This is a genomic window from Lentzea sp. NPDC055074 (assembly GCF_053608005.1).
Window position 1 is genome coordinate 380,009 of the sequence record NZ_JBSGUQ010000006.1, and the last position, 16,263, is coordinate 396,271.

Genomic DNA, 16,263 nt, shown 5'->3' on the forward strand with positions numbered 1-16,263 from the left:
TACCGTGCCTTCGACGAGCTGGGGAGATGACATGGGCGCGGGGCGCGCGTTGGGGTTGTTGCTGGGCGTGGCGGCGGACGCGGTGTTCGGTGATCCACGCCGATTTCACCCGGTAGCGGCATTCGGGTCGTCCGCCGCGGCCCTCGAAAAGCGTCTGCACGCGAACTCCGAGGCCGCCGGTGTGGCCTACACGGCCGTGCTCGTCGGCGGGACCGTGGCCGCCGGCGTCGCCGTGGAGCGCCTGACCCGCAAGCACTGGCTGACGCAGGCGCTGGCGACGGGCGTGGCGACGTGGGTGGTGCTCGGCGGGAACTCGCTGGCCACCGAGGGCACGTCGATGGGCCGCGAACTCGCGGACGGCGACCTGGATGCCGCTCGTTCGCGGTTGCCCAACCTGTGCGGCCGTGACGCGGCCCGCCTCGACACCACGGGCCTGGCGCGGGCGACCGTGGAGTCCGTGGCCGAGAACACCTCGGACGCCGTCGTGGCCCCGTTGTTCTGGGGCGCCGTCGCCGGTGTGCCCGGCCTCCTGGGCTATCGCGCGGCCAACACCCTGGACGCGATGGTCGGCCACAAGTCGCCGCGGTACCTGAAGTTCGGCTGGGCCTCCGCCCGCCTGGACGACCTGCTGAACCTGGTGCCGTCACGCCTCGCCGCACTGCTCACGGTCGGCGGCGCACCGGTGGTCGGCGGCTCCGCCTCGCAGGCCCTCGAGACCTGGCGCCGTGACGCGGCAGCGCACCCGTCGCCCAACGCGGGCCAGGTGGAGGCCGCCTTCGCCGGAGCGTTGGAGATCCGCCTCGGCGGCCGCACCGTCTACTCGCACGGCGTGGAGGAACGCCCGGTGCTCGGCCACGGCCGCAGCCCGGACTCAGGGCACGTGACGCGTGCCGTGGAGCTGTCCCGCGTCGTCGGCTTCGGCGCGGGGTTCCTCAGCGCCGTCATCGCCCTCTTCCGCAAGTAGCTCGGCGATCGACTTCTTCTTCGTGCGGCCCTCGTAGAGCACGCCGCCCGGCCGTGCCTCGCGGATCGTGAAGTACAGCCAGCCGCCGACCGCCATCACGCCGAACGCGATCCACTGCAGCGCGTAGGAGAAGAACGGCCCGGACTCGAGCCGCGGCAACGGCAGCGTGTCGAGCGCGCCGGGCTGCTTCTCGATCAGCTGGTAGTAGCCGGGCTCGATGCCCGGCCCGACCGCGTTGTTGTTGATCGAGTAGATCTGCTTGCGGCCGTCCTGGTCGAACGCGGGCTGGTCGTTCGACTCGTTGGGCCGGGCGAGCCCGATGAGCGTGACCTCGTTCGTCGGCGGAGCAGCGAACTCCGGCGGCTTGATGCCGTTGATCGGCCGCACGTACCCGCGGTCGATCAGGACGCGGTGGCCCGTGGTGGTCTCGAACGGCGTGATGACCTCGAACGCCGCCTCGCCCTGGACCGTGCGGAGCCGGGCCAGCGCTTCCAGTTCCGGCAGGTAGCGGCCCTTGATCTCGACCTTCTGCCACTCGTCGTGCTTCGCGCCGAACGGGGCCGCGTCGCTCTTCAGCGACTTGGTGATGGCGGAGTTCTGCTGCTGCCGCTCGTCGTTGCGGCCGAACTGCCACGGCGAGAGGAAGTAGACGCAGGAGCCCGCGAACACCCAGACGGCCAGGGTCAGCGCCAGCCAGCCCGGCTTGAGGAGGAACTTGAACCGCACGACCTCACGGTAGTTGCGTGAGCTGGACCTCGTGGAACTGGGTCACGAACCCCTCGCCCTCGGGGCTCGCGACCACGATCCCTGCCGTGACCTCCGCGTCGGGCGGGAAGTACGCCTGGCGCAGCAGGTTCGTCGGCTCCGACCCGTCGAGCCCGTACCGCACCCACACCGCGTCACCCTTGCGCTCGGCGCTCACGGTGAAGCGTTGGAACGGCTGCACGAGCGCCAGGTTCCAGTCCGAGAACCCGCGCGTGACGACCGTGCTGGCCTGCGGTTTCCCGTCCAGCATCTCGACCCCGGCCTTGATCCAGTTCTCACCGTCGACCAGCAGCCCGACGCCGGCCTGGTCGTACTGCGCCGCGTACTCGCCGGAGAAGGTGGCGGTGACGGTGAAGTCGCCGGTGACGTTCATGCCGTAGAGGTGGCCGTTGTCGCGGACCACGCCGTTGCCGGTGAGGCGCCAGAAGTCGCTGCCGGGGTCGGCGTGCACGGTCAGCGGGGTGGGCGACCACTCGCGCGGTTCGTTGAGCCAGGTCCAACCGGTGACGTCCATGATCCTCATCCTCGCAAAGCGGCCCGTGCCGCGCTCAACGCCTGCGCGCGGTAGCCGCCGCCGAACAGCACGGCGTGCACGAGCAGCGGGAACAGCTGGTGCAACGGCACCCGCGCCCGCCAGCCGTCGGCCAGGGGCGCCACCTCCTGGTACGCGCCGAGGACGTGGTCGAGGAACGGGCAGCCGAAGAGCTGGAGCATCGCGAGATCGCTCTCCCGATGGCCGCCGTGAGCCGCGGGGTCGATGAGCCACACCTGACCGTCGGCGCCCCACAGCACGTTGCCGCTCCACAGGTCGCCGTGCAGCCGTGCGGGTGGTTCCGGCGGACCGGCCAACGACGTGATGTGCGCGCACACCTCACTGACGTCGATGCCCGCTTGCCGCGCGTACGGCTCGATTCGTTGTGATGCGAACCACGCGGGCCACTCCGGAGCGGGCTCGTTCACCATCGCCGCTATGCCGATGGTCGCGTCGCGCGGACCGCCCTCGGGTGGCGCGCCGAACGCCGCGGCGCCCGCGAGGTGCATCAGCGCGAGCCGGCGTCCGAAGGTCACGGCCGCCTGAAGATTCGGCTCGCCGACCGGGATCTCGTCGATCACCAGCGTGCCCTCCGACGCGCTGTGGACGTGCGGGACAGGTGGGCCGCCGTCGACGCGCAGCCACCTCAGGCCCGCCGCCTCGGCGGAGGTGGCCCGGGGTGACTGGCGCTTCGTCCTCAGAGCTGCTCGCGCACCCACGCGACCAACCCCGGCATCGCCGCCTCCGTCATCGCCAGCACCTCGGCGAACCCGGCGTCGTCGCCGTAGTACGGGTCCGGCACGTCCACGCCGTCGGCGTCCGGATCGAACGAACGGAGCAGTCGCACGCGGTCGGGATCGACCATCCGGCGCAACGCGCGGGCGTGACCGGAGTCGAGGGCCACCAGCAGATCCGCGCCGAGGTGCTCGGAGCCGACCTGGGCGGCCACGTGGTCGACGGGATATCCGTTGTCCGCCAAGCTCTTCAGCGCACGCGGGTCGGCAGGGTCGCCGACGTGCCATCCGCCGGTTCCGGCACTGGACACCCGCACCTGATGGGACAATCCTTCCCGGGACAGCCATTCTCGGAACACGAGCGCTGCCACGGGGGACCGGCAGATGTTGCCGGTGCAGACGAACGAGACGTGCATGTCACGCAGCCTAAGTGGTGCCGCCGCACGGTAACGCTCAAGCACTGTCGCAAGATGTACGGACAAACGACATGGAGGCCGCCCATGCAGACAGGTACCGACGTGCCCCCGCAACGGGAGATCATCGGGTGCACCGACGCCCTCGGGCGCCGTCGCGCGTTCGAGGTGTACCTCAACGAGAAGGGTCGCGTCTGCTTCCGCACCCCGCCCGGTGAGTCCGCGCAGCTCGACGCCTTCCAGCTGGACGAGCTGATCAGCCACCTCACCGAGCTCCGCCGCTACATGCAGTGACGCGCCTGTCTGAGCCCGTCGCCTAGGATTCCGGCGATGACCAGCCCAGATCTGCGCCACCACGGTGACGTCGACGCCGCACCAGGCCTCGCCGACTTCGCCGTCAACGTGCGGGTGCCGCACCCGCCCGATTGGCTGCGCGAACGGTTGGCCGCGGCGCTCGGCGACCTCGGGCGTTACCCCTCGAAGCTCGCCGAAGATCGCGCTCGTGAGGCCGTCGCACGCCGTCACGGCCGCTCTCCCGACGAGGTTCTGCTGCTCAACGGTGCCGCTGAGGGCTTCGCGCTGCTGCCGAAGCTCTCGCCGCGCCGTGCCGCGATCGTCCACCCCGGGTTCACCGAGCCCGAGGTGGCCTTTCGCGATGCCGGGATCCCGGTCGAGCACGTGCTGCTCGACGGCGACTTCCGCCTGCGGGAGATCCGGTCGGACGCCGACCTGATCGTGATCGGCAACCCCACGAACCCGACCTCGGTGCTGCACGAGGCCGCCGCGTTGAAGGCGTTGCCCGGCAGGCTGGTCGTCGACGAGGCGTTCATGGACGCCGTCCCCGGCGAGCCCGAGTCGCTCGCGGGTGATCCCGGCGTGCTGGTGCTGCGCAGCCTGACCAAGACCTGGGGTCTCGCGGGCCTGCGCGCCGGTTACCTCCTCGGCGACCCGGAGACGTTGCGACGGCTGGCGCACGGCCGTCCGCACTGGCCCGTGGGCAGTCTCACGCTGGAGGCGATCACGGCGTGCTGCGAGCCGGAGGCGCTGGAGCGGTCCGCGCGGTTCGCCCGTGAGGCCTCGGAGTACGCGGCGCATGCGGTGGAGCAGCTCCAAGACCTCGTCGTCGTTGCCCCGAAGGGGCCGTTCCTGCTGATCAGGGCACCTCGTGGTGCCCGGCAAGCCTTGCGGGACAAGGGGATCGCGGTCCGCCGCTGCGACACGTTCCCCGGACTGGATGACACCTACCTGCGCGTGGCGATCCGGCCGCCGGAGGAGTTCGCGGTGTTCGTGGACGCGTTGCGCGTCGTGATGGAGGAACTGGCGTGAAGCTCGCCGACGTGATCGCGGTCCTGGAGTCCGCGTATCCGCCGAAGACCGCCGAGAAGTGGGACGCGGTGGGCCTGGTCTGCGGTGACCCGGCCGAGGAGGTCAGCAGGGTCCTGGTCTGCGTCGACCCGACGTCGTCCACTGTGGACGAGGCGGTCGAGGCGGGCGCGCAGCTCGTGCTCGCGCACCACCCGCTGTTCCTCAAGGGCGTCAACGGCGTCGCGGCCGACGACCCCAAGGGTGCGTTGGTGCACAAGCTGATCCGGAACGGCGCTGCCTTGTACTGCGCGCACACCAACGCCGACAGTGCGTTGCCGGGCGTCTCGGACGCGCTCGCGAAGGCCATCGGGCTCACCGTCACCGGTCCGCTCGAAGCCGCCCCGCGCACGCCGTCGGACGTGCTGACCACGTCCGTCCCGGTCGAGGAGTCGGAGCGTGTGCTCGAGGCGCTGACCGAGGCGGGTGCGGAGCCGGCCGGGCACGAGGGGACGCGCATCGAGGTCGTCCTGCCGCGCGCTCGCCGCAACGCGGTCGTCGACGCTCTCCGTGCGGCCCACCCCGAAGGGCGCTTCACACTGCACGAGCTCGCCGACCTGCCGGGTGACACCGGCGCCGGCCGCATCGGGGAGCTCGTGGAACCCGAGACGTTGCGGGCGTTCGCCCAGCGGGTGGCCGCAGCCCTGCCCGCCACCGTGCAGGGCGTGCGGGCGGCCGGAGACCCGGAACGCCTGGTCAAGCGCGTCGCGGTGTGCGGCGGAGCGGGGGACGGCTTCCTCGGACTGGTGAAGCGCGCCGGCGTCGACGCCTACGTCACGGCCGACCTGCGGCACCACCCGGCCAGCGAGCACGTCGAGTCCGGCGGGCCCGCGCTCGTGGACGTCGCGCACTGGGCCAGCGAGTGGCCGTGGTGCGAGCAGGCGGCGGAGATCCTGCGGGAGGCCTTCGGCGGTAGGGTCGACGTACTCGTCTCCACTCGCCGGACCGATCCGTGGACCGTCGGTGCGGCGAGCACATCAGCAGGAGGACTTGAGTGAAAGCCGATCCCGCGGTGCAGCGCAGGCTGCTCGACCTCGCCGAGGTCGACGCCGAACTGGCGCGTGTCACCCACCGCCGCCGCACGCTGCCGGAGATCGCGGAGATCACCGCAGTCGAGCAGCAGGTGCGCACGAAGCAGGACGCCCTCGTGGCGATCCAGACGACCCTGACCGACCTGGACCGCGACGTGAAGCGCCAGGAGACCGAGATCGACCAGGTGCGGGCCCGCGGCGAGCGCGACCGCAAGCTGATGCAGTCGGGTTCGGTCGGCTCCAAGCAGCTCACCGACCTCGAACACGAGCTCGCGACCATCCAGCGCCGCCAGGGCATCCTCGAGGACGACCTGCTGGAGCTGATGGAACGCCGCGAGGCCGTGGAGGCCGACGTCTCGTTCGCGCGCGTCGAGCTCGACAAGGCGGGCCAGGCGCTGGAGGACGCCACGCGCCGTCGTGACACCGCCCTCGCCGACCTGGAGTCGACCGAGACCCGCCGCGCCGCGGACCGTTCGGTGATGGCCAAGGGCTTCCCGGACGACCTGCTGAAGCTCTACGACCGCCAGCGCGAGCAGCGGGGCATCGGCGCCGCGCCGTTCCAGTCCCGCCGCTGCGGCGCGTGCCGAATCGAGCTCGACCGCGGCGCCGTGTCGAAGCTGAAGGAGGCGGCGGCCGACGAGATCGTGCGCTGCGAGGAGTGCGGCGCGATCCTGGTCCGCATCGCGGAGCCGAAGGCCTGAGCCGGTGAGAACGCGAAAAGGGGCTGCCCAGCCGGGCGGCCCCTTTTTCTTGTGCTCTCGCTACTTCAGTTGCCGCGCTTGAGGCGCAGCGCCGACACGAGGAAGAACACGCCACCGATCGCCGCGTACCCCGCGAGGTTGCGCAGGTTCGCGTCCGGCGCGCCCGCCTGCAGGAAGAACGACGTGCCCGCGAGCGTCGAGATCGCACCGCTGAGGATCATCGGCCACTGCCCGCCGAGGCCGCGCCGCACGATCCCGGCCGCGAGCTGCGTCACACCGGACACGACGGCCCAGACACCCCACACCTGCAGCACCGCCGGGATGCCGGACGTCACCGCGAACGCCAGCCCGGCCGCGGCGATCGTGCTGACCGCGATGTTGGCGTAGAGGGCCACCGACGCCCGGCCCTTCCGGGACGTGCGGCTGTCGACGACGACCGCCGCCACGTCGAAGAGCGGGTAGAGCACCAGCAGCGTGCCGCTGAGCGGCCCGATCTCCGTCGCGGTGACGAACAGCAGCACCGCCCACACGATCGCGAAGCCGAACCGGACGAGGTAGAGCGTGCGGAGGGCGGGGGCCAGGGTCGGGGCGGGCGCTGCGTCGATGCTCACGGGAGGTCCTTGAGGTAGGGAGAACGTTCTTTCTACTTCGAGGCTGGCAGCGTCGCGCCGGCTTGTCAAGACCGAACGTTCTCTCTGCTACCGTCGACAGCGTGACCCGCACCGTCTCCGACGCCAGGAACCGCCTGCTGGGAACGGCCGGCCGGCTGTTCTACGCCGAGGGCCTGCACTCCGTCGGGGTGGACCGCATCCTCGCCGAGGCGAAGGTGACCCGCGCCACGATGTACCGCCACTTCGCGGGCAAGGAGGACCTGGTCCTCGCCTACCTCGCCGAGGCGGACAAGGCGACCCGCGACAACGTCGAGGCGGGCGTGGCGGCGGCACAGACCCCCGAGGACGCCGTGCGCGCGGTCGCGAAGGGCATCGCCGGCCACATCCAGATCGAGGGCTTCCGGGGCTGCGCGTTCCTCAACGCCGTAGCGGAGTACGCCGACCCCACGCACCCCGTGCACCAGGCAGTGCTCGTACACCGCCAATGGTTCCTCGACACCGTGACGGCACTCCTCGCGCGCGTCGGTGACACTCCCGCGGACCTCGACGGCCGCCACTTCGTGATGCTGCGCGACGGTGCGATGGCGGCGGGCTGCCTGTCGGACCCAGGCCCGATCGGCGCCACCCTGCTCGACGCGGTGGAACGCCTCATCAGGGCGCGCTCGGACAGCTGATCCGTCTGATCGACCGCGCTTGACAGCACTGCGGGCTGTTCATAGTGTCGATCGTTGCCGGACGAACAGCACACGATCGTGTTGTCCCGTCCGGGATCTGGGGGATCTGGGGGGTCCTCTGCCGAAGCCCGTGCGAGCGGGTGCCGGTGGTGTGCCCTGCTATTGGGGGGTACATGGAGTTCCGCGTGCTGGGTCCGGTCGAAGCTCTGGAAACGGGGGAACCCGTCCCGCTCGGTGGCCCGAAACCACGCACGTTGCTCGCACTGCTCGCCGTGCAGGCCAGCAGGGTCGTCCCGCTGGAGAGGCTGGTCGACGCGGTCTGGGGTGAGGATCCCCCGGAGCAGGCCAGGGCCGCGATCTACACCTACATCTCGACGTTGCGCCGCAAGCTCGCCGCGGCCGGTGGCGCGGACGTGATCGTGCGCACCGGAGGTGGCTACCGGCTCGAAGCGCCGTTCGACCAGATCGACGTGCAGGTCTTCCTCCGCGAGATCGCCTCGGCCCGGCGCGCCCGCGCCGAGGACAGGCTCGCCCAGGCGGTCGTGCACTTCGAGAACGCGCTCGGCCTGTGGCGGGGAGCCGCGCTCGGCGGCGCGCAGGGCGCGTGGGCGGACAACGAACGCGCGCGCCTCGACGAACTCCGGCTGGCCGCGCTGGAGGACCGCGTCGACGCCGATCTCGTGCTGGGCCGCGACGACGAACTCGTGGCCGAGCTCACCACCGCGGTCGCCGAGGAGCCGCTGCGGGAACGCCTGCGCGCCCAGTTGATGCTGGCGCTGCTCAGGGCGGGACGGCAGGCCGACGCGCTGGAGTGCTACCAGGAGGGAAGGCGGGCGCTGCTCGACGAGCTGGGTCTCGAGCCGGGCCCGGTGCTGCGCGCCGCGCACGAGCAGGTGCTGCGGGCGGACGCGGAACCCGTTCCGGCGCAAGGGGAGTCGCCGGACGTGCCGGACGAACCCGCGCCGGTCGCCAGGACGCCGAGCCAGCTGCCGTTCGACATCGCCGACTTCACCGGGCGTGCCGTCGAGGTCGCGACGCTGACCCGGCGGCTGACGGAGGAGGCGACCGGCTCCCGGCAGTGCGCGATCTTCGGCAAGCCCGGCTCCGGCAAGAGCACGCTCGCGATGCACGTCGCCCACCGCCTGCGAGACCAGTTCCCCGACGGCCAGTTGTACGTGTCGCTGCGCGGCACTCGGGCCGTGCGGCCGGAGCCGGTCGAGGTGCTGGCCGGGTTCTTGCGCGCGCTCGGTGTCGCGGACGCGGCGATCCCCGACGAGGCGGACGAACGGGCCCGGCTCTACCGCACGATGCTCGCCGACCGGCGCGTGCTCGTCGTGCTCGACGACGTGGCCGACGAGAAGCAGGTCAGGCCGTTGCTGCCGGGCGGTCACACCTCCGCCGTGCTCGTGACGAGCCGCGAACGGCTCAGTGCGCTCGACGGCGCGGCGCATCTCGACCTCCGCGTGCTCGCCGACGACGAGGCGGTGCAGCTGCTCGACCGGGTCGTCGGCGGTGGCCGGGTGGCGGCGGAACCCTCCGCGGCACAGGCGATCGTGCGGTTGTGCGGGTGTCTGCCGCTCGCCGTGCGCATCGCGGGCGCACGGCTCGCCGCACGTCAGCGCTGGCAGCTCAGCCGCCTTGCCGACCGCCTGCGCGTGCAGCAGCGCGTGCTGCAGGAGTTGTCCATCGGTGACCTGGAGGTGCGCGGCAGCCTCGCGCTGAGCTACGACGGACTGAGCGAGCGCGAGCAGATGGCGTTGCGGCGTCTGGGTCTGCTCGACCTGTCGTCGTTCGGCGGCTGGGTCGTCGCTCCGCTGCTCGGGTGTTCGGCGCCGGACGCCGAGGACGTCGTCGAGAGACTCGTCGACGCGCAGTTGCTCGATCTGTCCACATCGGACGACAGTGACGCGTCGCGCTACCAGATCCACGACCTCACCCGAGCCTTCGCGCGGGAACGCGGCGAGGCGGAGGAGACCGCCGAGACGATTCGCACGGCCGTGTCCCGCACCGCGGAGTGCTGGCTCGGACTGGTCGAGGTCGCGGGCAGCCGGATGCCGCACGCCACCTTCGACTCGGAGCGCTCCGGTCTGCTCGGCCGCTACCTCGGCGAGGACGAGGTCGAGGAGATCGTCGCCGACCCCGAGACGTGGTTCGACGCCGAGCAGAACGGGTTGGTGGGCATCGTCGAACGGGCGAGCGAGCTCGACCTGACCGACGTGGCGACGCGGCTCGCGGCCACGTTGTGCTCATCCCGCTTCTCCGTGCGCAACCTCTTCGGCCAGTGGTACCGCACGCACACCGCCGCACTGGGTGCCGCCCGCCGGGCGGGGGACCGCCTGGGCGAGGCGCGTCTGCTGGTGGGCCTGGGCTGGCTGCGCTACGAGCAGGACCGGTTCGACGAGTCGGCCGGCTACTACGAGCAGGCGTTGACCGCCTACGAGCAGAGCGGTGATCGGCGCGGTCTCGCCACCACGCGGCTCGCGCTCAGCACCGTGCAGCGCGAACACGGCCAGCTCGCCGCCGCCCGGTCGTCGCTGGAACAGGTCCTGGCGGAGCTCCGGTTGCCGGAGGACAGGCTCGCGCTCGCCCAGGCACGGCACGGTCTCGGCCGCGTGCTGACCGAACAGGGCGAGCTCGACGCCGGGCTGGCCGCGTGTGAGCAGGCCTGCGCGGAGTACGAGGAGATCGGCGACCAGCGCGGCTGGGCCATCGCGCTGCGGTCGGTCGGCATCGTGCACCGGGCCGCGGGACGGCTGGAGCAGGCAGCGCACTGGTCGCAGCGGGCGATCGAGGTGCTGTCCGGTCTCGGCAACCCGCTGGCCTCGGCGTACGCGGTGCAGGCGCTCGCGAAGGTCCGGCTCCGCCAGGGCAGGGGCGACGAGCTCCGCGACGACCTGCTGGCGTGCCTGAACACCTGCAACGAGATGCAGGACGGGTTCGGCCAGGCGCTCGTGCTGCGCACGCTCGGGGAGCTCGACCTGGCGGCGAGCCGGTTCGCGGACGCGCGCCGGCACCTCGATCGCGCGCTGCAGTGGTGGGACGCGCTCGGCCTGCCGGTGTGGCGGGCCCGCACGTTGCGCGATCTGGCAGCGGTGCTGGACGGGCTCGGGGAACCCGCCGCGGCCGACCGCGCCTGGGCGGAAGCACTGGGCGTCTTCCAGCTGCACGGCTGCCGCGAGGCGCGGGAGCCCAGGCGCGTTCCGGCGCCCGGACTTCGGGTTTTAGAGGTCTTTTAGATCGGTTTTGAGATCGGCAGGCCGGTTTCAGATTCCGCTTCAGGTTTCTTTGAGACCTCGCCGCGAAGCTTCTCTCATCCCCAGCAAGGGGAAATGACGAGGGGTAAAGGGTGAGGGTCATGAAGAAGTCAGTCGGTCGAATCGCCACCGCCACGCTGATCGCCGGAATCGCACTCGCGGGCACCCAGCTCGCCGCCTCGGCGGGGGAGCTGCCCGCCGGTGCCGACCGGATCGGGGTGCTCCAGGACGGGCACCTGTCCGTCAAGCAGGGCAGCGTGTTCGCGGCCTGGTCGAGCCAGCTCGGCGACGTCACGAGGTTCGAGGTCGCCGGCGACAGGGTGGGGGCCCTGACCGCGAACGGCACGCTCCACGTCAAGGAGGGCGCGCTCGGCGCCTCCTGGACCGTCCAGGCCTCCGGTGTCCGCGACTTCCGCCTCTCCGGCAACCGGATCGGCGTCCTGCGGGCCGACGGCTCGCTCGCGGTGAAGGAGGGCCTCGCCGGCTCGTTCGTCGAGCAGATCTCCGGGGTCACCGACTTCGAGCTGACGAACAACAGGATCGGTGTTGTCACCACCGCCGGAACCGCGCTGGTCAAGCAGGGTGACCTCTTCTCCGCCTGGACCGAGCAGGCTTCCGGTGTCCAGGACGTCGAGCTGACCGCCACCCGCGTCGGTGTCGTGCGGACCGACGGTTCCGTCGCCGTCAGGGACGGTCTCACCGGCACCTTCGTCGAGCAGCTCACCGGTGCGCGGCAGCTCTCGCTGGCCGGTGACCGCATCGGTGTCGTGCGCACCGACGGGTCGGCCGTCGTGAAGGACGGCGTGTTCGGGGCGTGGTTCGAGCAGGGCGCCGGCATCGCCTCCATCGACCTGGCCGGTGACCGCGTCGGTCTGCTCCGCGCCGACGGCACCGCCGCGGTCAGGACCGGCGTGCAGGGCGCGCCCGTCGAGCAGGCCTCCGGCGTGCGGCAGATCGGTCTCGCCGCGCCGGGCGCGTGAATTCTCCCCGCTCCATTTCCCAGTCCTCGCAGAAATCGTCAAGGAGTCGATGATGCGCTCGTTCAAGAACGTGCTCGCCCGCCTCACCGCGGCCACTCTCGTCACCGGAATCGCTCTCACCACCATGCACTCGACCGCCTCGGCAGGTGAGCTCCCGTCCGGCAGCCACCGGCTCGGCGTGCTCGCCGACGGCAAGCTCCAGGTCAAGGAGGGCACCCTCTACGCGAGCTGGGTCGAGCAGATGGGAGGCGGTGTCCAGAAGTTCGACGTCGCCGGTGACCGCATAGGCGTGCTGACGACCGACAACAAGCTGTTCGTCAAGGAGGGCAACCTCTGGAGCGGCTGGACCGAGCAGGCCACGAACGTCAAGGACTTCCGCCTGACCGGCAACCGGATCGGCGTGATCCGGCAGGACACGACCCTCGCGGTCAAGGAGGGTGGTCTCAACGCCTCGTGGGTCGAGCAGACCAGCGGTGTGAAGGACCTCGAGCTGTCCGGCAACCGCGTGGGCATCGTCCTCGACAACGGTCTCGCCACCGTCAAGGAAGGCACGCTGTACTCGTCCTGGGTCGACCAGCTCGGCGGGGTCGCGGACATCGAGCTGTCCGCCGACCGGGTGGGCGTGGTGCGCACCGACGGCACCGTCGCGGTGAAGGAGTCCAACCTCTGGTCGAACTGGGTCGAGCAGATCGGCAACGTCGCCAAGCTCGAACTGTCCGGCTCGATGCTCGGCGTCGTCACGTCCGACGGCCTCGCGACCGTCAAGGAGGGCAACCTCTACGCGCCGTGGGTGAACCAGACCTCGGGCGTGGCCGACCTGCAGATCGCCGGTGACCGCATCGGTGTGCTGACCACCGGCGGCCTGGTGACCGTCAAGGAGGGCGGCCTGTACGGCTCCTGGGTCAACCAGTACGGCGGCGCTCAGAGCTTCCGGCTGGCGGCCGCGACCTCCAGCCAGGGCGGGAAGCACGTGTCGCAGCAGGACGTCGTGAACATCTACGGCTCCGCCTACGCCACCGACACCGTCGCGGCCGGCCTGCCCGGTCTCAACGAGCAGATGGAGGCGGCGGGCATCACCTCGCCGACGCGCAAGGCGGCGTTCCTCGCGACTCTCAAGCACGAGAGCGGTTTCCGCTACAACGCGGGAGAAGCGGGCAACGGCGCCGTCTACAAGGGACGCGGCTTCATCCAGATCACCAACGACTTCAACTACCAGGCCATCACGAACTACTTCGGCCACGACTTCATGAACCACCCCGAGGACGCGGCGAAGATCGAGTGGAGCGCCAAGATCGCGCGCTGGTACTGGACGGTCGCGCGCAACATCAACGCCTCCGCGGACGCGTACGACATGGGCGGCGTGGGCAGGGCGATCGGCTACTCCTACGACCTCGACCCGACCGAGTCGCAGAACCGCTGCACCTCCTACAAGAAGGCGCTCGCCTACTTCAACGGCGGCTCGCTCCCCGTCGCCGAGAGCTCCATCAAGTGCCTGCGCCGCTGACGCCCTCTCCTCCGCACACCCCTCAGACCTGAAGGAGCACAACGATGTCCATCAAGTCCACCGCCAAGCGCACCGCCACCGCCGTCATCGCCGCCTCGTTCCTCGCCCTCGGCCTGATCCCGGCGAGCGCGGACACCCGCACCGACATCCGCGACCTCGCGGCCGCGAACCTCAGCAAGAAGACCTGTGACACCAACAGCCTCGGCGGTCAGGGCTTCATGGGCAGCTGCGCGGCACGACATGCCTGGTGCTCGGACTTCGCGAGATGGGTCTGGGGCAACCGCAACCTCAACGTCGACAAGCTCACCCCGTCCGCCGGAACGTTCTACACCTACGGCGAACGCAACGGCACGCTGCACACCGACCCGAACTACGTCCCGCAGGTCGGGGACGCGGTGGTGCTCAACTACCAGGGCAACGCCTGGGCCGACCACGTCTCGCTCGTCGACGCGGTCAACTCCAACGGCACGATCCGCACGATCAACGGCAACTTCGGTGGCAGCGGCCCGATGAGCTCGTCGGTCCAGTACGCCACCGGTGGCGGCCGGGTCGGCCAGACCATCGCCGGCCAGCGGATCTCCGCGTTCGTCAGCCCGGTCGGCGTCAACGACGTGAAGCCGACCACCGCCCGCCTCGGCGTCCAGTTCGCCAACAGCTCGGTGAACGTCAAGGAAGGCAACCTCTACGCACCGTGGGTCGAGGTGCACGGCGGCGGCATCGCGAAGTCCGAGGCGCACGGTGACATGGTGGGCGTGCTGACCACCGGCGGTGACCTGTACGTCAAGCAGGGCAACCTCTGGCAGGGCTGGCTGCACATGGCAGGCGGCGTCAAGGACTTCGCACTGGAGTCGGAGAAGGGCCGCGTCGCCGTCCTGCGCACCGACGGCACCGTCGCCGTCAAGGAGGGCGGTCTGCAGGGCACCTGGGTCGAGCAGGCGAGCAACGTCAAGGAGGTCGAGCTCTCCGGCACCTACATCGGCGTCGTCACCAACGACGGCCAGGCGTTCGTCAAGGAGGACAACCTCTGGGCGTCGTGGACCGCACAGCTGAACAACGCGGCGAACCTGGAACTGAACGCGAGCAACGGCCGCATCGCCGTGATCCGCACCGACGGCACCCTGACCGTCAAGGAGGGCGGCCTGTACGCCGGCTGGGTCGAGCAGGCCGGTGGCGTCAAGGACGTCGACCTGTCCGGTGACTACCTGGGTGTCGTGCTGGACAGCGGCCTCGCCACGGTCAAGGTCGGCAACCTGTACTCGGCGTGGATCGACCAGCTGGGCGGCGCCGCCGCCATCGAGGTCGACGCCAAGACCGCCCGCATCGGCGTGCTGCGCACCGACAGCTCGCTGACCGTGAAGGACGGCGGCCCGTACAGCAGCTGGGTCGAGCAGACCAGCGCCGTCAGCGACTTCACGCTCACCAACTACTGATCCGTTCCGCTGAGGGGCCACGCCTGGGGGCGTGGCCCCTCAGCCGCTTTCCGAGTGGGATCCATGAACGACGTCCTCCGCCGCGCCGCCAGCTGGACCGGCGTCCCGTACTCGCAGCACGACTTCCACACCAACGAGCACGGGACCTACCGCACCGACTGCTCCGGGTTCGCCTCCATGGCCTGGGGCCTGCCCGGCAGGCCGCACGACCCCCGCGGTGGCCTCAACACCGTCGACCTCGCGGGCATCAGCACCCCGATCACCAAGGACGACCTCCGCCCGGGAGACCTGCTGATCGACCTGACCGGCGACCGCACCACGCGGCACGTGACCGTGTTCGGGGGCTGGGCCGACGCCGCCCACACGCGCTACTGGGCGCACGAACAGTGCAGCGGCCACGGCACGGTCCACCGGATCGTCAGCTACCCGTACCCCCACAACGCGTCCGGCTACCGCCCCTACCGCCGCTGCGACTGATCCGCTTCGAGCCACGGCACGATCGCCGACACGAACCCGTCCGGACTGGTCATGGGCCGCCCGTTCATGGTCGCCACCAGGTGCTCGACGCCGAACAACGCGTCCCACGTCCGCGCCCGCCGATACACCTCGCCCGGCACGGCCCGGCGCACGTTCTCCCAGCCGTGCCAGGCCATCAGCGCGGCGTCGATGGCGGGATCTCCCGGCATGGCGTTGTCCCAGTCGAGGATCCCGAGCAGCTTCCCGCTCGCCGACCAGTGCACGTTGGACCCGCTGAGATCCCCGTGCACCAACGCGTCGGGCACGGACTCCAGGGCCAGCACGGCGTCCAGCCGCCGTCGCCCCTCGCCCCGCCAGCGGGCGGGCAACCGGGGAAGGATCTCCCCGGCCACGACCTCGGACCACGACGGCCCCTGCGCCCGCCCGTCCAGCACCTCCATCAGCGAGGCGCCCAACGGCACCGAGCGCACGGCCTCGAGCACCTCGGCGATCTGAGCCGGATCGCCGGCGCCTTCCGGCAGCGCGACGCCGTCGATCCACGACACCGCGACAGCGTTCTGCTCGCCGAACGTCGTCACGGGAGTGAGCGGCTCCGGCACCAGGAACGGCAGCCCCGCACCGGAAAGCCGGCGCAACACCTCGATCCGCCGGGGCATCGAAGCAGCACCCAGCGGCCTCTTGCTGACCCGGACGGCGGCGACACCGGGGACCAGCAGCACGTGGTGGGTGTTGCCGTCGGGTGCGACGAACGAGTCGTCCAGGCGCACACCGGGCAGCAGGGCGGACGCGATCTCCCGCAGGTCCGGGACGGCCTCGGGCATGTCCGGCACT

General features: G+C 70.9%; 17 protein-coding genes. 11 read left to right on the forward strand and 6 right to left on the reverse strand.

Features of this window, described 5'->3' with window-relative positions:
- Positions 1-31 precede the first annotated feature (31 nt).
- Positions 32-964 carry a cobalamin biosynthesis protein gene (locus tag ACWF7A_RS17610; RefSeq protein WP_452251486.1) on the forward strand — a complete coding sequence of 311 codons (933 nt, stop codon included), beginning with the start codon at positions 32-34 and terminating at the stop codon, positions 962-964.
- Here ACWF7A_RS17610 and ACWF7A_RS17615 read toward each other — a convergent pair.
- Genes ACWF7A_RS17615 through ACWF7A_RS17630 form a run of 4 tightly spaced genes read right to left on the reverse strand, consistent with a single transcriptional unit; the run spans position 872 to position 3,411 of the window.
- Entirely contained in the window at positions 872-1,690 is an 819-nt protein-coding gene (locus ACWF7A_RS17615; RefSeq protein WP_452251487.1) for an SURF1 family cytochrome oxidase biogenesis protein, read from the reverse strand. The genes ACWF7A_RS17610 and ACWF7A_RS17615 overlap by 93 nt on opposite strands.
- Before the next feature lie 4 nt (positions 1,691-1,694).
- The gene (locus ACWF7A_RS17620; RefSeq protein WP_452251488.1) at positions 1,695-2,243 is read right to left on the reverse strand and encodes a DUF1349 domain-containing protein; all 549 of its coding nucleotides are present in this window, start codon (positions 2,241-2,243) and stop codon (positions 1,695-1,697) included.
- A gap of 5 nt (positions 2,244-2,248) precedes the next feature.
- Positions 2,249-2,980, reverse strand: coding sequence for a fructosamine kinase family protein (locus ACWF7A_RS17625; RefSeq protein WP_452251489.1), 732 nt, complete (start codon positions 2,978-2,980; stop codon positions 2,249-2,251).
- On the reverse strand, positions 2,959-3,411 hold the full coding sequence (locus ACWF7A_RS17630) for a low molecular weight protein-tyrosine-phosphatase (protein WP_452251490.1): 453 nt from the start codon (positions 3,409-3,411) through the stop codon (positions 2,959-2,961). Before ACWF7A_RS17630 ends, ACWF7A_RS17625 begins: the two co-directional genes overlap by 22 nt.
- Before the next feature lie 84 nt (positions 3,412-3,495).
- Between ACWF7A_RS17630 and ACWF7A_RS17635 the strand changes: the two genes are divergently transcribed.
- Genes ACWF7A_RS17635 through ACWF7A_RS17650 form a run of 4 tightly spaced genes read left to right on the forward strand, consistent with a single transcriptional unit; the run spans position 3,496 to position 6,502 of the window.
- Positions 3,496-3,702 carry a hypothetical protein gene (locus ACWF7A_RS17635; protein WP_030472678.1) on the forward strand — a complete coding sequence of 69 codons (207 nt, stop codon included), beginning with the start codon at positions 3,496-3,498 and terminating at the stop codon, positions 3,700-3,702.
- 36 nt (positions 3,703-3,738) lie between these two features.
- The gene (cobC, locus tag ACWF7A_RS17640) at positions 3,739-4,734 is read left to right on the forward strand and encodes an Rv2231c family pyridoxal phosphate-dependent protein CobC (protein WP_452251491.1); all 996 of its coding nucleotides are present in this window, start codon (positions 3,739-3,741) and stop codon (positions 4,732-4,734) included.
- Positions 4,731-5,768 carry a Nif3-like dinuclear metal center hexameric protein gene (locus tag ACWF7A_RS17645; RefSeq protein WP_452251492.1) on the forward strand — a complete coding sequence of 346 codons (1,038 nt, stop codon included), beginning with the start codon at positions 4,731-4,733 and terminating at the stop codon, positions 5,766-5,768. Before cobC ends, ACWF7A_RS17645 begins: the two co-directional genes overlap by 4 nt.
- A complete protein-coding gene (locus ACWF7A_RS17650) occupies positions 5,765-6,502 on the forward strand; it encodes a zinc ribbon domain-containing protein (RefSeq protein ID WP_452251493.1) in 738 nt (245 codons plus the stop codon). Before ACWF7A_RS17645 ends, ACWF7A_RS17650 begins: the two co-directional genes overlap by 4 nt.
- 65 nt (positions 6,503-6,567) lie before the next feature.
- Here the strand turns inward: ACWF7A_RS17650 and ACWF7A_RS17655 are convergent, their stop codons facing one another.
- Positions 6,568-7,113, reverse strand: coding sequence for a hypothetical protein (locus tag ACWF7A_RS17655; protein ID WP_452251494.1), 546 nt, complete (start codon positions 7,111-7,113; stop codon positions 6,568-6,570).
- Between the two features lie 101 nt (positions 7,114-7,214).
- On the opposite strand from ACWF7A_RS17655, the gene ACWF7A_RS17660 reads away from it, so the two are divergent.
- The 6 genes from ACWF7A_RS17660 to ACWF7A_RS17685 all read left to right on the forward strand — a co-directional run bounded on the left by ACWF7A_RS17660 (position 7,215) and on the right by ACWF7A_RS17685 (position 15,432).
- Complete coding sequence (locus tag ACWF7A_RS17660; protein ID WP_452251495.1) at positions 7,215-7,787, forward strand: TetR/AcrR family transcriptional regulator; 573 nt, start codon at positions 7,215-7,217, stop codon at positions 7,785-7,787.
- Positions 7,788-7,972: 185 nt separating this feature from the next.
- Positions 7,973-11,023 (forward strand): AfsR/SARP family transcriptional regulator, encoded by a 3,051-nt coding sequence (locus ACWF7A_RS17665; RefSeq protein WP_452251496.1) that lies wholly within the window; start codon positions 7,973-7,975, stop codon positions 11,021-11,023.
- Between the two features lie 119 nt (positions 11,024-11,142).
- On the forward strand, positions 11,143-12,021 hold the full coding sequence (locus ACWF7A_RS17670; protein WP_452251497.1) for a hypothetical protein: 879 nt from the start codon (positions 11,143-11,145) through the stop codon (positions 12,019-12,021).
- Positions 12,022-12,073: 52 nt separating this feature from the next.
- Entirely contained in the window at positions 12,074-13,525 is a 1,452-nt protein-coding gene (locus ACWF7A_RS17675) for a glycoside hydrolase family 19 protein (RefSeq protein ID WP_452251498.1), read from the forward strand.
- Between the two features lie 44 nt (positions 13,526-13,569).
- A complete protein-coding gene (locus tag ACWF7A_RS17680) occupies positions 13,570-14,955 on the forward strand; it encodes a CHAP domain-containing protein (RefSeq protein WP_452251499.1) in 1,386 nt (461 codons plus the stop codon).
- Between the two features lie 63 nt (positions 14,956-15,018).
- Positions 15,019-15,432 carry a hypothetical protein gene (locus ACWF7A_RS17685; RefSeq protein ID WP_452251500.1) on the forward strand — a complete coding sequence of 138 codons (414 nt, stop codon included), beginning with the start codon at positions 15,019-15,021 and terminating at the stop codon, positions 15,430-15,432.
- Here the strand turns inward: ACWF7A_RS17685 and ACWF7A_RS17690 are convergent.
- Complete coding sequence (locus ACWF7A_RS17690) at positions 15,414-16,253, reverse strand: phosphotransferase family protein (RefSeq protein WP_452251501.1); 840 nt, start codon at positions 16,251-16,253, stop codon at positions 15,414-15,416. The genes ACWF7A_RS17685 and ACWF7A_RS17690 overlap by 19 nt on opposite strands.
- Positions 16,254-16,263: the final 10 nt, after the last annotated feature.

Excerpts from the sequence above, each read along its gene's own strand:
- ACWF7A_RS17620 (WP_452251488.1), bottom strand. The coding sequence starts at position 2,243 with ATGGACGTCACCGGTTGGACCTGGCTCAACGAACCGCGCGAGTGGTCG.
- ACWF7A_RS17690 (WP_452251501.1), bottom strand. The coding sequence starts at position 16,253 with ATGCCCGAGGCCGTCCCGGACCTGCGGGAGATCGCGTCCGCCCTGCTG.
- ACWF7A_RS17685 (WP_452251500.1), top strand. The coding sequence starts at position 15,019 with ATGAACGACGTCCTCCGCCGCGCCGCCAGCTGGACCGGCGTCCCGTAC.
- ACWF7A_RS17630 (WP_452251490.1), bottom strand. The coding sequence starts at position 3,411 with ATGCACGTCTCGTTCGTCTGCACCGGCAACATCTGCCGGTCCCCCGTG.
- ACWF7A_RS17680 (WP_452251499.1), top strand. The coding sequence starts at position 13,570 with ATGTCCATCAAGTCCACCGCCAAGCGCACCGCCACCGCCGTCATCGCC.
- ACWF7A_RS17670 (WP_452251497.1), top strand. The coding sequence starts at position 11,143 with ATGAAGAAGTCAGTCGGTCGAATCGCCACCGCCACGCTGATCGCCGGA.
- cobC (WP_452251491.1), top strand. The coding sequence starts at position 3,739 with ATGACCAGCCCAGATCTGCGCCACCACGGTGACGTCGACGCCGCACCA.
- ACWF7A_RS17675 (WP_452251498.1), top strand. The coding sequence starts at position 12,074 with ATGCGCTCGTTCAAGAACGTGCTCGCCCGCCTCACCGCGGCCACTCTC.
- ACWF7A_RS17635 (WP_030472678.1), top strand. The coding sequence starts at position 3,496 with ATGCAGACAGGTACCGACGTGCCCCCGCAACGGGAGATCATCGGGTGC.
- ACWF7A_RS17610 (WP_452251486.1), top strand. The coding sequence starts at position 32 with ATGGGCGCGGGGCGCGCGTTGGGGTTGTTGCTGGGCGTGGCGGCGGAC.